General features: G+C 42.4%; 12 protein-coding genes and 1 pseudogene. 6 read left to right on the plus strand and 7 right to left on the minus strand.

The window, feature by feature from the left end; genetic code table 11:
- Window positions 1-48: 48 nt before the first annotated feature.
- Window positions 49-915 carry an NAD(P)-dependent oxidoreductase gene (locus ACQYAD_RS01995; protein WP_430234987.1) on the minus strand — a complete coding sequence of 289 codons (867 nt, stop codon included), beginning with the start codon at window positions 913-915 and terminating at the stop codon, window positions 49-51.
- Between the two features lie 147 nt (window positions 916-1,062).
- On the opposite strand from ACQYAD_RS01995, the gene ACQYAD_RS02000 reads away from it, so the two are divergent.
- The 4 genes and pseudogenes from ACQYAD_RS02000 to ACQYAD_RS02015 all read left to right on the plus strand — a co-directional run bounded on the left by ACQYAD_RS02000 (window position 1,063) and on the right by ACQYAD_RS02015 (window position 6,584).
- Window positions 1,063-2,481: an amino acid permease gene (locus tag ACQYAD_RS02000; RefSeq protein ID WP_430234989.1), complete on the plus strand. Its 1,419-nt coding sequence runs from the start codon at window positions 1,063-1,065 to the stop codon at window positions 2,479-2,481.
- Window positions 2,482-3,521: 1,040 nt separating this feature from the next.
- A complete protein-coding gene (locus ACQYAD_RS02005) occupies window positions 3,522-5,054 on the plus strand; it encodes a phospholipase C (protein ID WP_430234991.1) in 1,533 nt (510 codons plus the stop codon).
- A 212-nt stretch (window positions 5,055-5,266) separates the two neighbouring features.
- A pseudogene (locus ACQYAD_RS02010) lies at window positions 5,267-5,842 on the plus strand (YqcI/YcgG family protein); the annotation flags it as partial.
- A 64-nt stretch (window positions 5,843-5,906) separates the two neighbouring features.
- A complete protein-coding gene (locus ACQYAD_RS02015) occupies window positions 5,907-6,584 on the plus strand; it encodes a LysE family translocator (protein ID WP_430234993.1) in 678 nt (225 codons plus the stop codon).
- A gap of 575 nt (window positions 6,585-7,159) precedes the next feature.
- Here ACQYAD_RS02015 and ACQYAD_RS02020 read toward each other — a convergent pair.
- The 4 genes from ACQYAD_RS02020 to ACQYAD_RS02035 all read right to left on the minus strand — a co-directional run bounded on the left by ACQYAD_RS02020 (window position 7,160) and on the right by ACQYAD_RS02035 (window position 10,287).
- Window positions 7,160-7,762 (minus strand): general stress protein, encoded by a 603-nt coding sequence (locus tag ACQYAD_RS02020; RefSeq protein ID WP_430234995.1) that lies wholly within the window; start codon window positions 7,760-7,762, stop codon window positions 7,160-7,162.
- A 404-nt stretch (window positions 7,763-8,166) separates the two neighbouring features.
- The gene (locus tag ACQYAD_RS02025) at window positions 8,167-8,925 is read right to left on the minus strand and encodes a C39 family peptidase (protein ID WP_430235195.1); all 759 of its coding nucleotides are present in this window, start codon (window positions 8,923-8,925) and stop codon (window positions 8,167-8,169) included.
- A 125-nt stretch (window positions 8,926-9,050) separates the two neighbouring features.
- Window positions 9,051-9,497 (minus strand): threonine/serine exporter family protein, encoded by a 447-nt coding sequence (locus tag ACQYAD_RS02030; RefSeq protein WP_430234997.1) that lies wholly within the window; start codon window positions 9,495-9,497, stop codon window positions 9,051-9,053.
- A gap of 16 nt (window positions 9,498-9,513) precedes the next feature.
- Complete coding sequence (locus ACQYAD_RS02035) at window positions 9,514-10,287, minus strand: threonine/serine exporter family protein (RefSeq protein ID WP_430235197.1); 774 nt, start codon at window positions 10,285-10,287, stop codon at window positions 9,514-9,516.
- 194 nt (window positions 10,288-10,481) lie between these two features.
- Between ACQYAD_RS02035 and ACQYAD_RS02040 the strand changes: the two genes are divergently transcribed.
- Together ACQYAD_RS02040 and ACQYAD_RS02045 are read left to right on the plus strand one after the other, a co-directional pair.
- On the plus strand, window positions 10,482-12,560 hold the full coding sequence (locus tag ACQYAD_RS02040) for a carbon starvation CstA family protein (protein WP_430234999.1): 2,079 nt from the start codon (window positions 10,482-10,484) through the stop codon (window positions 12,558-12,560).
- Window positions 12,550-12,753 (plus strand): YbdD/YjiX family protein, encoded by a 204-nt coding sequence (locus tag ACQYAD_RS02045; RefSeq protein WP_430235001.1) that lies wholly within the window; start codon window positions 12,550-12,552, stop codon window positions 12,751-12,753. The genes ACQYAD_RS02040 and ACQYAD_RS02045 overlap by 11 nt, the downstream gene beginning before the upstream one ends.
- Window positions 12,754-12,818: 65 nt before the next feature.
- Here ACQYAD_RS02045 and ACQYAD_RS02050 read toward each other — a convergent pair whose 3' ends face one another.
- Both ACQYAD_RS02050 and ACQYAD_RS02055 read right to left on the minus strand, forming a co-directional pair.
- Entirely contained in the window at window positions 12,819-14,252 is a 1,434-nt protein-coding gene (locus tag ACQYAD_RS02050; protein ID WP_430235199.1) for an aldehyde dehydrogenase family protein, read from the minus strand.
- A 15-nt stretch (window positions 14,253-14,267) separates the two neighbouring features.
- The gene (locus ACQYAD_RS02055) at window positions 14,268-15,008 is read right to left on the minus strand and encodes an amino acid ABC transporter ATP-binding protein (protein ID WP_430235201.1); all 741 of its coding nucleotides are present in this window, start codon (window positions 15,006-15,008) and stop codon (window positions 14,268-14,270) included.

Below are 15,008 nucleotides of genomic sequence, written 5' to 3' on the forward strand. Positions count from 1 at the left end.
TAATATTTGTCTTCCAAAAGCGAACTACTTAATTTATGGGCTGCTATCTCAATTATTTTTTTCAGAAAACAATTTGTAAATAGAAGAAAAATCTTGTTTGCCCAATCCTTTTTGCTTCGCTTGCATGTAGGCTTCTTTTGTTACATTGGCAATCGGTAAAGCGATGTTGTGCTCAAACGCAGCCTGTGCAACAAGCTGGAGGTCTTTTTGCATATGTTCAAGCGGGAAGTCGGCAGAAAAGTCTCCGGTCATCACCTTGTCTTTCTTTCCTTTTAAAAAGGGCGCGGTTGTCGGCCCGTTCAACAACGTATTGACAACTGTTTCTTTCTCTAGTCCAAGCGCCTCCCCTAAGCTGACGGCCTCCGCAAATGCAGCCATCGATTGGGCTAGCATCAAATTGATAATCACTTTCATCGTCGTTCCTTTACCAACTTCCCCCTGGTACGAAATCTCTTTTCCCATTGCCTGAAGCATTGGCTTCACTTCACTTAAATCCTCTAGGTCGCCACCCACTAAGAAGACAAGTTCAGCTTGCTTCGCCGGCACTCTTGAACCGGTTACCGGAGCATCGATAAAGCGAACACCCCTTTTCGCTGCTTCCGCTGCCATTTTCCGAGAAAAACTTGGATCAACGGTACTGCAATCCACCCATAAATTCCCTTCTGCTAAATGGTTTAAAAATCCGTTTTCACCCAAAGCCACCTCTTCAACAACTTGCGGATTCGCTAGCATTGTAAAAACGACTTCTGCTTGTTCAGCCACATTTTTCGGTGAATCAGCCCACTTTGCACCCTTTTTCATTAGCGCTTCCGCCTTGTCTTTTGTCCGATTGTGGACAACAAGCTCGAACCCTTTTTCTACCAAGTTTTCAGCCATGCTGCCTCCCATAATTCCTAAACCAATAAAACCGATCATCTTAAATCCCTCCAATCATGTGCATCGTCTCTATTTTATTTTTCTTAAAATAAGGATTCAAATGATTGGCCTAAAAATTTTCATGGCAACAAGGAAAACGGAGAATGCTATAAGAGAAAATGCATTTTTTGAAGGGAGATTTTCCATATGAAAAACGATCATGTCGTGAAACAAAAGGTACAACATAAAAAAATGGAGAACGAACAAAGAGGAAAGGCAGCAGGGCTGTACTGGTGGCAGCTCTCCCTGATCGGAATCGGTTCGATTATCGGAGCCGGATTCTTCCTCGGAACAAGCCTTTCGATTCAAATTGCCGGCCCTGCCATATTGGTGAATTATTTAATTGGCGGAATTACTGCATTTTTTGTCTTTAGTGCATTAGCGGAAATGACGGTTACGCAACCTGCATCCGGTTCCTTTCGTACTTATGCGAAAATGGCATTTGGAAATGCAATGGGATTTGCCTCCGGCTGGATGTATTGGCTCGCAGGCGTGTTAATTATGTCAAGCGAGGTTGTTGCTTTGGCAACCTTCACCCGTTTTTGGTTTCCCCACGTTCCATTGTGGATTTTCACGGTCATCTATACCGTCATTGCTTTTGGAATCAATTTATTGGGTGTGAAAAACTTCGGTAAAATTGAATCCCTGTTTGCCGTTGTCAAGCTTTCCACGTTAATTGTCTTTATTGTATTCGGCGTTCTTCTCTTTACCCATGTCATTTCGCCGCATGCTGTTTCGTTAAATGAAAAAAATGTTTTCAGTAATTTTATCCCCACTGGTTTAACAGGAATGTGGGCTGCCTTAATTTTTGTCTTTTTTTCCTACGGAGGGATCGAGGTTGTCGGAATTGCCTCTTCTGAATTAAAAAATAAGCAAGAAGTTCCAAAAGCAGGCATTGGCATGCTAATCGCCCTCACATCGGTCTATATCCTTTCGATTTTCTTTGCTTTGTACATGGTTTCCTGGCGACAAATTGATGTTTCGAAAAGTCCCTTTGTCACTGCGTTAAGAACGTTCAATATCCCTTATCTCGATTCAATTTTTAACATCATTATTATCAGTGCTGCTTTCTCCACCATGGTTGGCGCCCTCTTCTCTGTTACCAATATCCTGATTTCCTTGGCTGAAGATGGGGCTGCTCCAAAAACGCTAGCAGGTAAAAATAGCAAAGGGGTGCCGGTCAAATCACTCTTTTTGACAGGAATCGCATTAGCCGTTTTCCTTGTGTTTGCCTTTATTTTGCCAGGTTCCATTTATGAATCGATCACAACAGCTGCAGGGGTGATGCTGATTCTCAATTGGACAATCATTCTTTCTTCGCAAATCAAATTGCGTCCGCACTATCAGCAAAAAGCTACGTTTAAAATGATTGGCTATCCTCTTACATCCTATTTGGGAATCGGATTTATCCTCGTAGCTGTTTCGGGCGGTTTGCTGCATGCGACCCAAAGAATGGGTGTACTCATTAGTCTCGCTTTCATCGGAATGATTTTCCTCAGTTACTGGATAATCTTTAAATCCCACTTGCTGTCAGGAGGAACAGGAAGATTGCGGGAAAATCGCTAAATCGACTAACTATTTTCTTATCTTGAAATGGTTTATCCGCGGACCTGCTTTGTTTATCCGTATTTCGTTTTCACGCGAACTCGTATCCGCGGATTTTGGTCATTTATCCGCGGGTTTTGGTCATTTATCCGCGGATTTTGGTCATTTATCCGCGGATTATTTCCTTTTATCCGCGGGAATTCTCCGTTTATCCGCGGACTTTTTCCTTTTATCCGTATTTCGATTTCACGCGGACTCGTATCCGTGGATTTTGGCCATTTATCCGCGGGTTTTTTCTTTTTGTCCGCGGATTTTCCCTTTTTATCCGCGGGAATTCTCCGTTTATCCGCGGACTTTTTCCTTTTATCCGTATTTCGATTTCACGCGGACTCGTATCCGTGGATTTTGGCCATTTATCCGCGGGTTTTTTCTTTTTGTCCGCGGATTTTCCCTTTTTATCCGCGGGAATTCTCCGTTTATCCGCGGACTTTTTCCTTTTATCCGTATTTCGTTTTCACACGGACTCGTATCCGCGGATTTTGGTCATTTATCCGTGGATTATTTCCTTTTATCCGCGGGAATTCTCCGTTTATCCGCGGATTTTTTCCTTTTATCCGTATTTCGATTTCACGCGGACTCGTATCCGCGGATTTTGGTCATTTATCCGCGGGTTTTTTCTTTTTGTCCGCGGATTTTCCCTTTTTATCCGCGGGAATTCTCCGTTTATCCGCGGATTTTTTCCTTTTATCCGTATTTCGATTTCACGCGGACTCGTATCCGCGGATTTTGGTCATTTATCCGCGGACTTTCCCTTTTTATCCGCAGGAATTTCCCTTTTATCCGCGGACTTTTTCCTTTTATCCGTATTCCAGTAACCCATTTATTTATTTTCCAACGGTTCAAATTACAAGAAATTCATCCACTTACTCCGTTTCTTTGATAAACCATTTTCTCGTGATTCTTTTCTACAGGACTTTAAAATTTCTTAATCTTCAAGTAACACTACATTAACAATACAAGAGTAGAGTTAACTAACGAAAAGATCAATTGGAGGCGATGATATGAAAGGGAAAACACTAACGAAAGTCATTAACGTTTTGAGCGCAGCTGCTCTAGGTACATTATTGGCTGTATCTCCTGCCGCACATGCCGAGGAAAAGAATACAAAAATCCAAACAAAGACACCGATTAAACACGTGGTTGTTATTTTTGGAGAAAATATTTCCTTTGACCACTATTTCGGAACATACCCTTATGCCTTAAATGTAAAAGGAGAACCGCAATTTTTCCCAAAACCGAATACCCCTGAGGTTAACAATCTGTTAACGCCAAAGGACTACAACAAAACTCAGCCGGATATTGGCAAAACCAACCTTATTACCGATAATCCGAATTCCGCTAACCCTGTTCGTTTGGACCGTTCCCAAGCCATGACTGCCGATATGGATCACAGCTATCATAATGAAATCGCTGCTACAAATGGCGGAAAAATGGACAAGGTGATTGAAACAACCGGAAAAGGCGCAAATCCGAAAATCGTAATGGATTACTACGATGGCAACACGGTCACAGCATTATGGAATTACGCCCAAAATTTTGCCATGAGTGACAATTCCTTCGGGACGACTTACGGGCCTTCTACCCCTGGAGCATTAAACCTAATTTCCGGTGAAACCCACGGAGCTACATTGTATGACAAAAATGGCCAAAAACAAACAGGGGACATCCTAAACGAGTACGAAAACAGAACGGTTACCGGTGACCCAAATCCTTACTTTGATAAAGCATCAACTGGCGCAACCGTTGCAATGGACGATACGAATAAAAACGTCGGCGATTTGCTGAATGCCAAAAAAATCACATGGGGCTGGTTCCAGGGCGGCTTTAGCGACCCAACAGTCAAGCACAAAAATATCGGCGGTGCAGCCATTCCTGACTACAGCCCGCACCATGAACCGTTCCAATATTATAAGTCAACAGCAAATCCTGAACATAAAGCACCAAGTTCCCCAGCCATGATCGGCAAGTCGGATCAAGCCAACCATCAATACGATATGAAGGATTTCTGGACGGCTGTTGATAACGGAAATATGCCGAGTGTAAGTTATCTAAAAGCACCAATGTATCAGGATGGACATGCCGGATATTCGGATCCGTTGGATGAGCAGCAGTTCATTGTGAATACCATTAACCGGCTGCAAAAATCACCTGAATGGAAAGATACAGCCGTGATCATTTCCTATGATGATTCCGATGGCTGGTATGATCATGCCTACGCTCCTAGCAACGGACAAACTGTTGAATCAGGCAAAGCTGGCTATGGACCGAGACTTCCGCTTCTTGTCATCTCACCATATGCCAAAAAGAATTTTGTTGACCATACATTAACAGACCAATCTTCCATCCTTAAATTTATTGAAGATAACTGGAATTTGGGACGCATTGGCGGTACATCACTTGATGCTCAAGCCGGCAGCATTGAAACGATGTTTGACTTTAAAAATGGTCCACGCAACGAGAAGCTGCTTCTTGATGAAAAAACAGGCCTGCCGCTGAAAAACCAAAAAGCAGAAAAAAATGATCATCAAAAATAATACTTTCATTGGTTGAAATGTAAAATAAATGAAAAATATTGATAAGGAATTGAGTAAAAGTTGAGTGGAAAAGTGTTGCACGAACTGTTTCGATGTTAACCAAATTAGATCTACACGATGGGGATCATTTACCAGAATGGCTAAAAAACGAATATTCCCATTGGGAAAAAGTCGTTTCTGATAAGAATTTTCCTTGACATTTTGGAACTGCTGCTGAGAAAAAAAGTGATTTAAGATATTTTTTTTTAGAAAATCATGATTTAAGCCCTTTACCAAAAGTAGTAAGAGAATTTATGGAATTATCAAGAGAAAATGAGTATAATAAACATGCTTTGGTTCTTTTTGTGCAACCGGAAGTTCTGGAACAGCCATTCGATTACTTTGAAAAATACTTTTGGAACATTTTAAAATACCTACATCAGAATGATGAAAAAGAATGGAATGCAAACATTCCAACTGATCCAGATGATCCACTATGGGAATTTTGTTTTGATGGAGAACCTATTTTTGTATCAGTTAATATGCCAGCATATATGCATAGAATTACTAGAAACATGGGAAAAAGCCTTATACTAATCTTTCAACCTAGAAGAATATTTTCTGATATTACTCAAAAGGCTACTGATTTAATTCGATCAAAAGTAGAGTTGATAGAAAATCTCCCAATTCATCCGGATCTAGGAAAATATGGAGACGAAAGTAACAGAGAATGGAAACAGTATATAATAACTGATGGCAATAATCCAAGAAAAGGGATATGTCCATTTCATTCTAAATTTCAAGAGTAAGAATTACTAATTTGTACATCATAGAAGTTTTACTTACTATGTTAGTAAAGGTGTATATGGTTTTATGGCGCTGTATCTTACTTATGTTATCGTAGGTATTTCTATTGCCGTTCCAATTGGATCGATTTCCGTAGAAATGATCAAGCAAGGTCTCAAAAATGGCTTTTTACATGGTTGGGCTGTTGGTTTGGGAGGCATGACAATTGACATCATTTTGATCGTAGCATTTTATCTCGGATTAGCCTCCATTTTGAAGCAACCTTTTATTCAAATTCCAATGTGGATAATTGGTGCAGTATTTTTGATGATAATTGGTTATGATTCTATTAAAAATGCAGATCATGACATCACATTGCCCGATGAAAGACCTACAAAATCTTGGTTTTCTTCATACGGAAACGGTTTTCTTGTTGCTATATCTCCAGGAAACATAGTATTTTGGCTGAGTGTTTTCGGGTCGGTTCTCACAGGCTCTTATGATATCTCAAATCCGATTAGATTTATTATTATTGGAGTTGGGATATTAACTGGAATTTTGCTACATGATATTGGATTATTGACATGTGTTTCGACTTCGAGGAAGGTAATGAACCGTTCAATGATAAAAGTAAGTTCAATTATTGCTGGTATAGTATTAATTAGTTTTTCAGGTTATTTTGTTTATGAAGCTATTTCTGCAGTTAAACATTTTTTTAAATCATTTGCTGTTTGTCGATACTGCATCAAAGAGATTGAAAGTTAACAAATGAAAATACATCAATAAATGAAAAGCAGTAAAAAATTAAAAGTAAAGAATCGCTTTTTACTATTTCTTTCGGTAGTATACCCTACCGGGAACTACTTAAAGAAGTAAGCAACAAAACAACTAAGAAAACCGCTATGTGTAAACTATTTCTCGGGGGAATTTGAGGCAACATTCTAGCCCAAAATCGGAAATCCTCTAGTATTTGACAAATAACCAGAAGTAGTGTATAGTTAATTATTGTGCTTCAAATGAATGTAACTTGGAAAAAGAAAAGCGCAAAGTAGAAATGTTCTGGCATTCTACTTGAAAGTACAAGATGACACTTATTCACACTGGATCGGCTTCGGAGCCGTAAGGACGTAAGAGAGGTAGGGCTTGCGTCGTTTAGGTTACTAACCATCAAGTGGAATAACGACCGCGGCAATTTGGTTGTCATCAACAACCATTACAAACTACTTTTTACCTTGCGATGCAAATGAAAATACAACGAAACACAAGTTACCCGCGTTCTTAAGAATGAGGCGAATAAAATGAAGGCAGAAGAACTGTATGTTCTCCTGCCTTCGACTATTTTAATACGGTTTATTGTTGCTGTTCGGAGCTATATCGGTTCGATGTTCCTCAGGGATTCCAAGTGTGGAACCGTTAATCCCGATCGTGTCATTTGTCAAAGTGTTATTTTCCAGCCCCATATCGGTTCTTATGGGGTCAGCCAAAGTGTCATTGTCTTGGGAATGACGTTTGGCATCAGAGTTCAATAAAACGAGAATTTTTCCACTCTTCACTTCCCGCTCATACTGTTCCGCTTCCAATTCGGGAATCCCCATTCCTACAAGGGCTCCGGCTAACCCGCCTGTACCAGCTCCGAGGGCAGCGCCCGATAACGCTCCAACCAGCGGACCTGCTGCGATCAGTGGACCAATCCCTGGAATCGCAAGGGCACTCGCCCCTGCCAGGAATCCTGCCAAGCCGCCAATGATCCCGCCTGCAGCCGCTCCAGTTGCAAGCCCTTCTTCCGTTTTTGTATCCGTTTCACGGATGATTTCATCTACATCGTCGTGATTTTTTGACACAACAGAGATATCATTTCGGTCATATCCCTGCCTAATTAAATCCTCAATTGCAGCTAACGCAGCATCACCATTGTCATACACTCCTACAACTCGCTTGTCCATTCTATCTTCCTCCTTTTGGTAGTAAAAAGATCAAGCTTAGTTTTTATATACCCTATCTTGAAAAAATTACTCACCTATCGTGAAATTCAAGAGAAAGCTATTAGCAAAAAAGGAAAGATGGAGATTTTATCGCAGTTGACAACTGCCGCCGTTCATAGTGACCGTTTTTATTCCTATTTCGTATTTTTGGGCTTTAGAAAGCTTGCAAACTGACCGATTTTGCGCCTGTTGCCCCTTTACGGGCTTTATGAACCCTTCATAGTGACCGTTCTGCCGGATCTTTAGCCATTTCGGGTAATAAGAACCTTCCTTATTGACCGTTTTCCTCTCTCAAATCCTATTTCGAGCTTTCCAAAACGGCCTCTCCAAAAATTCCCTCTATTCGAAATCCTGCTTCTTTCAGATCAGGCATCGATTGTTACAGCCTGACTACCCATCTGTTCCCATGCTTTGACAAAAGGCTCGCGATCCACTTTTCTATTTTTGTAACCATATGGATCATTTATGTAAATAGAATCGTCATCATACCCTGTAATCACGACGCTGTGTTCATTGAACGTGACTTCAATCGTCCCCTGTGGTGTGTCCCACTTTTCAAAAACAGACACCGGTGCAAAAGTAGTCGTTGTTATAATCCATACCGGTTCACCTTGATTTACTTTTTTCAAAAGATCATCGAAAGTCGAACCCGTTAGATTGACTACTTGATCGCCAGCATATTGCTGTGCAAGGTCAAAAATAGGGCCATTGTATACAGCCAGTCCTGGACCGTCTTCCATATCCCCAACAAAACCAACATTGGGGTTTCCCTTTTTATTGCCCGGCAAATCTAAAGGAACTCTCTTAATTTTATTTGCTAACTCATTTTTGGTTACACCGTGGCCGTAATAGTTTAACAGCATTGCCAAGCTCGTAACCTCACAGCCATTATACAACCGGGGAGCTGATAGTTGATTCAAAAGGGGCACATCCAAAATTCGACTGCTTGCAAGGATTGGTTGTTTTTCTTGCAGTGCGGTCTGACGCGGAATGAAAGTAGCAGAGGGTAACTTCTTCGGTGCAGTTTTATCAAAAAAGCTCGTATCAGCAAAAATTTTCTCCGTTCCCCAATAAAGGAACAACAAAGCGGCCAACAAGATTACTCGTTTCTTTACATATTGGATTGTTCCCAACCTCCCTATGAAATTATTAGTCTATCTTTTAATAGTCTATCAAATACCGCTTAAATTTTCCTTAAAAAAGGCAAAAAACACCCTCCAAATAAATGGGAGGATGTTCAAATTTTTGTCTACGCCCGTCTTCTTTCCACCGTCAGTTTGCGAATCACTTGGTTGATGACCTCGGATAACACAAGGCCGAAAGCGATTGATCCTGATAGCATGAACGCTTTTGCCGCCATACTAAGCGCGAGACTGTAATCATTTTCGACAAAATTCCGCATGGCGTCATAGGCGAGCCCGCCGGGTACAAGGGGAATGATCCCTGATACACTAAAGATAATAACAGGTGTTTTGTAAATTTTTGCCAGGATATGGCTGACGGCACCAACAAACAGCGCGGCTGCCAAGGTTGCCATCACAGCATCATGGTAATGATCCTCCAAAACATAGTAGATGAGCCAGCCGCCCATGCCGATTAATCCGCATTTGATCAAAGACTGCTTCGGCGCGTTGAAAAGAATGCCAAACGCTCCTGTTGCAAAAAAACTGGTAACAAGCTGTGCCAAAATCGCCATACTCTTCCCTCCAAACTTATATTCCCACTTTAAAAAAAGTAATGACGACAGCAATTCCAAGGCCGATTGCAAAGGCAGTCAAAAAGGCTTCTGCTCCTTTTGACAGACCGGAAACCAGGTGGCCAGCCATTAAATCGCGAACCGCATTGGTAATCAGCAGCCCGGGTACTAAGGTCATCAAGGAGCCAATAATGATTTTATCCAACTCATGCCCCCAGCCGATTTTTACAAACAGCAAGGAGAGCAGTCCGATAATAAAGGAAGCAAGGAATTCTGAAAAAAACTTTATCGAAACAAAGCGATGAAATTTCACGAAACCAAGATAGCCAAGCCCACCAGCGGCCATCGCTGGAAGAAAGTCGTTCCAACCGCCGCGGTACATGATTAAAAAACAGCCGCTTGCCAGTGAAGCAGCCGCAATCTGGCTCCAGTTCGGAAACGTAATGTTCGCCGAATCGATTTGTTTCAACTCCACAAGCGCATCATGTAGTTGGACATCCCCGCTAGAAATCTGCCTTGAAATACTATTGACCATGGCAACTTTCTTTAAATCAGTCGAACGCTCTGAAATTCGGATCAATTTTGTTTTCGTCGGTTCTTCCCCATCTGCTGAAAAAATAATCCCTGTCGGGGTTACATAGCTATGCGTTTCTAGTATTCCGAAAGAGGCAGCCATTCGCACCATTGTATCCTCAACCCGATACGTTTCAGCCCCCGATTGAAGCATGATTTTCCCGGCAAGCAGGCAGACCTCCAGTATTTTATAAGTTTCAACAGTTGCATTCTCCATAATCTCTCTCCACAAACAATTTTCTCCTCACAAGTGTATCCAAAACAAAGGCTTGAAGCAATGAACATACAAAAACTTAAACGCAAATACACAAAAGTTTATATTTTCGCAAAATAATTTTTAAAATATTTATTTAAAAATTCTAAATTATAAAATATAATAAGGTGAAGATATAAGAAAGGTGGGGGACTATTTTGAAAGCGCTAAAATCCATCGTCATCTGGGGAGTCATCTCTGCTCTTGGTGCTGCTGGTTTTGCCGTGATGGCGTTAAACAACGGCGAAACGATCAACGCCATTTGGCTGTTAACGGCTGCTGTCAGTGTTTACGCCATTGCCTATCGGTTTTACAGTAAATTTATTGCCAACAAAGTGTTTCAGTTGGATGACACACGTAAGACGCCCGCAGAAATTAACAATGACGGGAAGGATTATGTCCCAACAAACAAATGGGTATTGTTTGGGCACCATTTTGCCGCAATTGCCGGAGCAGGTCCGCTTGTAGGCCCCATCCTTGCAGCGCAAATGGGATACTTGCCGGGAACGCTTTGGATTGTCATTGGGGTTGTTTTGGCAGGTGCTGTCCAGGACTTTATTATTTTATTCGGATCCATGCGCCGCAATGGGAAATCGCTTGGCGAAATGATTAAAGAAGAAATGGGGCCTGTTACCGGCTTTATTTCGATGGTTGGTATTTTAGGAATTATGATTATTTTATTAGCGGTTTTAGCGTTAGTTGTTGTCAAGGCGCTCGCAGGAAGCCCTTGGGGAATGTTTACGATTGCAGCAACGATTCCGATTGCCATTTTAATGGGTGTGTATATGCGGTTTATCCGGCCGGGACGTGTCGGTGAAGCCTCTATCATTGGAATTGTGTTATTGCTTGCTTCACTATTTTATGGACAACATGTTGCACAGGATCCGACATTGGCCAGCATGTTTACGTTTAAAGGTGAAACCATTGCTATTATGATGATTTTTTACGGTTTTATTGCCTCTGTTTTACCTGTTTGGCTGTTGCTTGCACCACGCGATTATTTAAGTACATTTTTAAAAGTGGGAACCATTTTGGCACTCGCTTTGGGGATTGTCATTGTTGCCCCTGATTTGCAAATGCCTGGGATTACAAAATTCATTGATGGCACTGGACCTGTGTTTGCCGGAAATTTATTCCCATTCTTATTTATTACGATTGCCTGCGGCTCTGTGTCCGGATTCCATGCCCTTGTTTCTTCCGGTACGACACCAAAGATGATCGAGATCGAATCCCATGCCCGTCCAATCGGTTATGGAGCAATGTTAACGGAATCTTTCGTAGCAGTGATGGCGATGATCGCGGCCGCTGTTCTGACGCCAGGCGTTTATTTTGCGATCAACAGCCCACCTGCGGTCATTGGCACAGATGTTGCCCAAGTTGCCCAAACGGTTTCAAGCTGGGGCTTTACGGTAACACCGGATGAATTGAAAACGATTGCCACACATGTTGGCGAGCAATCGATACTTTCCCGTACAGGCGGGGCGCCGACGCTCGCGATCGGAATGGCGACGATTTTCTCAAATGTCATTGGCGGAAAAGCGCTAATGGCATTCTGGTACCATTTTGCCATTCTTTTTGAAGCATTGTTTATTTTGACAACGATTGATGCGGGAACACGTGTTGGCCGATTCATGATCCAAGACCTAATTGGGGTCGCCTACAAACCATTTGCCAAAACGGAATCGCTCATTCCGAATATTATTGCAACCGCTTTATGTGTTCTCGGCTGGGGCTACTTTTTATACCAAGGGGTTGTCGACCCGCTTGGCGGTATTAACACATTGTGGCCGCTATTTGGAATTGCCAACCAGATGCTCGCCGGCATTGCCTTGCTGCTCGGTACAACGATTTTGTTCAAAATGGGCAAAAAAGCATACACATGGGTGACGCTCATCCCGACAACCTGGCTATTGATCGTTACAATGGCGGCCGGTTGGCAAAAATTGTTCGATGCTAATCCAAAAGTTGGCTTTTTGGCACATGGCAAAGTTTTCAATGCTGCATATGCTGAGGGTAAGATACTGGCACCGGCAAAAAATCTTGCCCAGATGAAGCAAGTGCTCGTCAATGACTATGTCGATGCAGCATTAACGGCAATTTTTATGCTGGTTGTGATTGTCGTCTTTATTTCAGCACTCACTATTTGGTATAAAGTTTTAACCAATCACAAACTGCCTTTGCACGAATCACCATATGTACCCCGCAACAAAGGAGATGTAAAGACGTATGCTGGATAAGCTAAAAGAGGCCATGAAGTATCGCAAGCAATTCCTTAGTTTGCTTGTTGGGGTTCCAAGCTACGAAAAATACGTGGAACATATGCAGTCCCATCATCCGAACGAACCGGTTAAAACACGGAGAGAATTTTTCTGCGAAGCCCAAGAAGCCCGCTACAACGGAAAAGACGGGAAAGTGTCGAGATGCTGTTAGGTTGATGGTAAACCAGCCCGCGATTGATTGCGGGCTGGATATCTTTTAATATGGATTAACAAAATCTATCCCAATTTAATCCCCATAAACTTCACTTCTGTCATTTCTTTTACTGCTGAGGCAACTCCTTCGCGGCCGATGCCGCTTAACTTTACACCTCCATATGGGTAATTGTCTTGGCGAACTGTCGAGATTTCGTTAATCCAAACTCCGCCTGTCTCTATGCCTTCAAAAAAACGAAAAGCCCGGTTGATATCAGAGGTAAACACGCCTGCCTGTAGTCCATAATCAGAATCATTGACAGCAGCAATTACCTCTTCTTCTGTATCAAATGGAATTACCGTAACTAAAGGAGCAAAGACCTCCTGGCAGACTACCTTCATAGAAGGGGTCACATCCACCAAAACCGTTGGTTGGAGTAACGTTCCCTGTCGCTGACCACCTGCCAACACCTTTGCCCCTTGGCTGACCGCTTCCTGTATCCACGCCTCAGCACGTATGGCAGCATCTTCAGTAATCATCGGTCCAACATCCGTTGTTTCTAAAACTGGATCTCCTACTTGCAACTTTTCAACCAACGGAATGAATTTATCCAAAAATGAACCAAAGACTTCACGATGAACATAAATTCTCTGAACCGATATACAAGCTTGACCTGCAAAAGCAAATCCCCCTTTGACCATACCTGCAACAGCCGCATCCAAATCGCCATCCGGGAAAACGATATTCGGAGAATTAGATCCTAACTCAAGTGTTACTTTCCGATTTCCAGCCATCTCCTTAATTTTATAGCCTACCGAACCACTTCCGGTAAAGGTAACTTTTTTAACAAAAGGATGAGTAACCAACAGAGGCACGAGATCCAAACCTAAACCATTTACCACATTCACCGCTCCAGCAGGAAGGCCGGCTTCCTCCATAAGTGTAACCAGCTTCATCGCCGATAAAGGGGTTTTTTCAGCCGGTTTAAGGACAACAGTACATCCGGCAGCAATTGCGGGAGCTAACTTATGCAATACAAGGTTGAGGGGGAAGTTAAACGGGGTAATCGCAGCAATCACGCCAACCGGGACGCGTTTAGCAAACCCGATCCGTCCTTCTCCTCCAACCGCGGAATCCATCTTAATTAATTCTCCATCATTCCGCTTCGCTTCCTCACTGGCAAAACGAAGAACCTGAACCGCTCGGTCCACTTCTCCTCGAGCATCACAAATCGGTTTTCCTGCTTCCATACAAAGAAGCTGGGCAAATTCTTCTCCACGGCTTTCAAGCAAGTCTGCAGATTTCCGCAAAATCAGAGATCGTTGATGCGCAGGCATTTTATTCATGGTCTCATTAAAAACGATCTCGGCTGTTTCTATCGCTAAACGTAAATCCTCCTCTGTCGCAAAGTCAACCTTCCCTACTAAATCCCCGTTATAAGGGTTCCGTACATCATATTGTACACGACCGTTTCCACTATACACTTTTCCGTTAATAAGTGAGCCAATGTTAGCCACCACCTTATATCCCTCCTAATGTTCTACTTTTTGAAGAAATTCCTTCGTTCGATTATGTTTCGGGTTATGGAGTAATTCCTTTGGCATTCCTTCCTCGACAATTACTCCCCCATCCATAAAAATAACCCGATCCCCAACCTCTTCAGCAAATTTCATCTCATGTGTGACTAAAACCATGGTCATTCCTTCTTTCGCCAATTCTCGAATAACATTTAACACTTCACCAATTAATTCGGGATCTAGTGCCGAGGTTGCCTCATCAAACAACATTGCTTTTGGCTCCATAGCAAGGGCTCTAGCGATGGCGACACGCTGCTGTTGCCCGCCTGATAATTGAGCCGGATAATGATACATCCGATCCGCTAAGCCAACTTTACTCAAATAAGTTTCAGCAGTTTCACGGGCAGCTTCTTTTGATTTTTTTCTAATTTTGATTTGAGCGGCCATTACATTTTCAAGTGCTGTCATCGTTGGAAATAAGTTAAACCGTTGAAAAACCATTCCCACTTCGGTTCGAAGCCCGGCCACATGCTTCTCATTAAATTTTTCGCCCGGCTTAATAAAATAGTCCCCATGAACCTTTATCGTTCCGCTAGTTGGCAATTCTAAATAGTTAAGGCAGCGAAGAAAAGTGGATTTACCCGAGCCAGATGGCCCAATGATAACCACCTTTTCCCCCTGTTGAATCTCCATATCGATTCCTTTTAAAATTTCATTTGAGCCAAAAGATTTTCGCAATTGTTTCACTTCAATGAT

Source organism: Neobacillus sp. SM06 (assembly GCF_050496765.1).
Lineage (GTDB): Bacteria > Bacillota > Bacilli > Bacillales > Cytobacillaceae > JAEVLT01.

What these genes read in the sequence shown, in the direction of transcription:
- ACQYAD_RS02030 (WP_430234997.1), bottom strand. Translation starts at nt 9,497, where the DNA reads ATGGCGATTTTGGCACAGCTTGTTACCAGTTTTTTTGCAACAGGAGCG.
- ACQYAD_RS02015 (WP_430234993.1), top strand. Translation starts at nt 5,907, where the DNA reads ATGGCGCTGTATCTTACTTATGTTATCGTAGGTATTTCTATTGCCGTT.
- ACQYAD_RS02035 (WP_430235197.1), bottom strand. Translation starts at nt 10,287, where the DNA reads ATGGAGAATGCAACTGTTGAAACTTATAAAATACTGGAGGTCTGCCTG.
- ACQYAD_RS02005 (WP_430234991.1), top strand. Translation starts at nt 3,522, where the DNA reads ATGAAAGGGAAAACACTAACGAAAGTCATTAACGTTTTGAGCGCAGCT.
- ACQYAD_RS02045 (WP_430235001.1), top strand. Translation starts at nt 12,550, where the DNA reads ATGCTGGATAAGCTAAAAGAGGCCATGAAGTATCGCAAGCAATTCCTT.
- ACQYAD_RS01995 (WP_430234987.1), bottom strand. Translation starts at nt 915, where the DNA reads ATGATCGGTTTTATTGGTTTAGGAATTATGGGAGGCAGCATGGCTGAA.
- ACQYAD_RS02000 (WP_430234989.1), top strand. Translation starts at nt 1,063, where the DNA reads ATGAAAAACGATCATGTCGTGAAACAAAAGGTACAACATAAAAAAATG.
- ACQYAD_RS02020 (WP_430234995.1), bottom strand. Translation starts at nt 7,762, where the DNA reads ATGGACAAGCGAGTTGTAGGAGTGTATGACAATGGTGATGCTGCGTTA.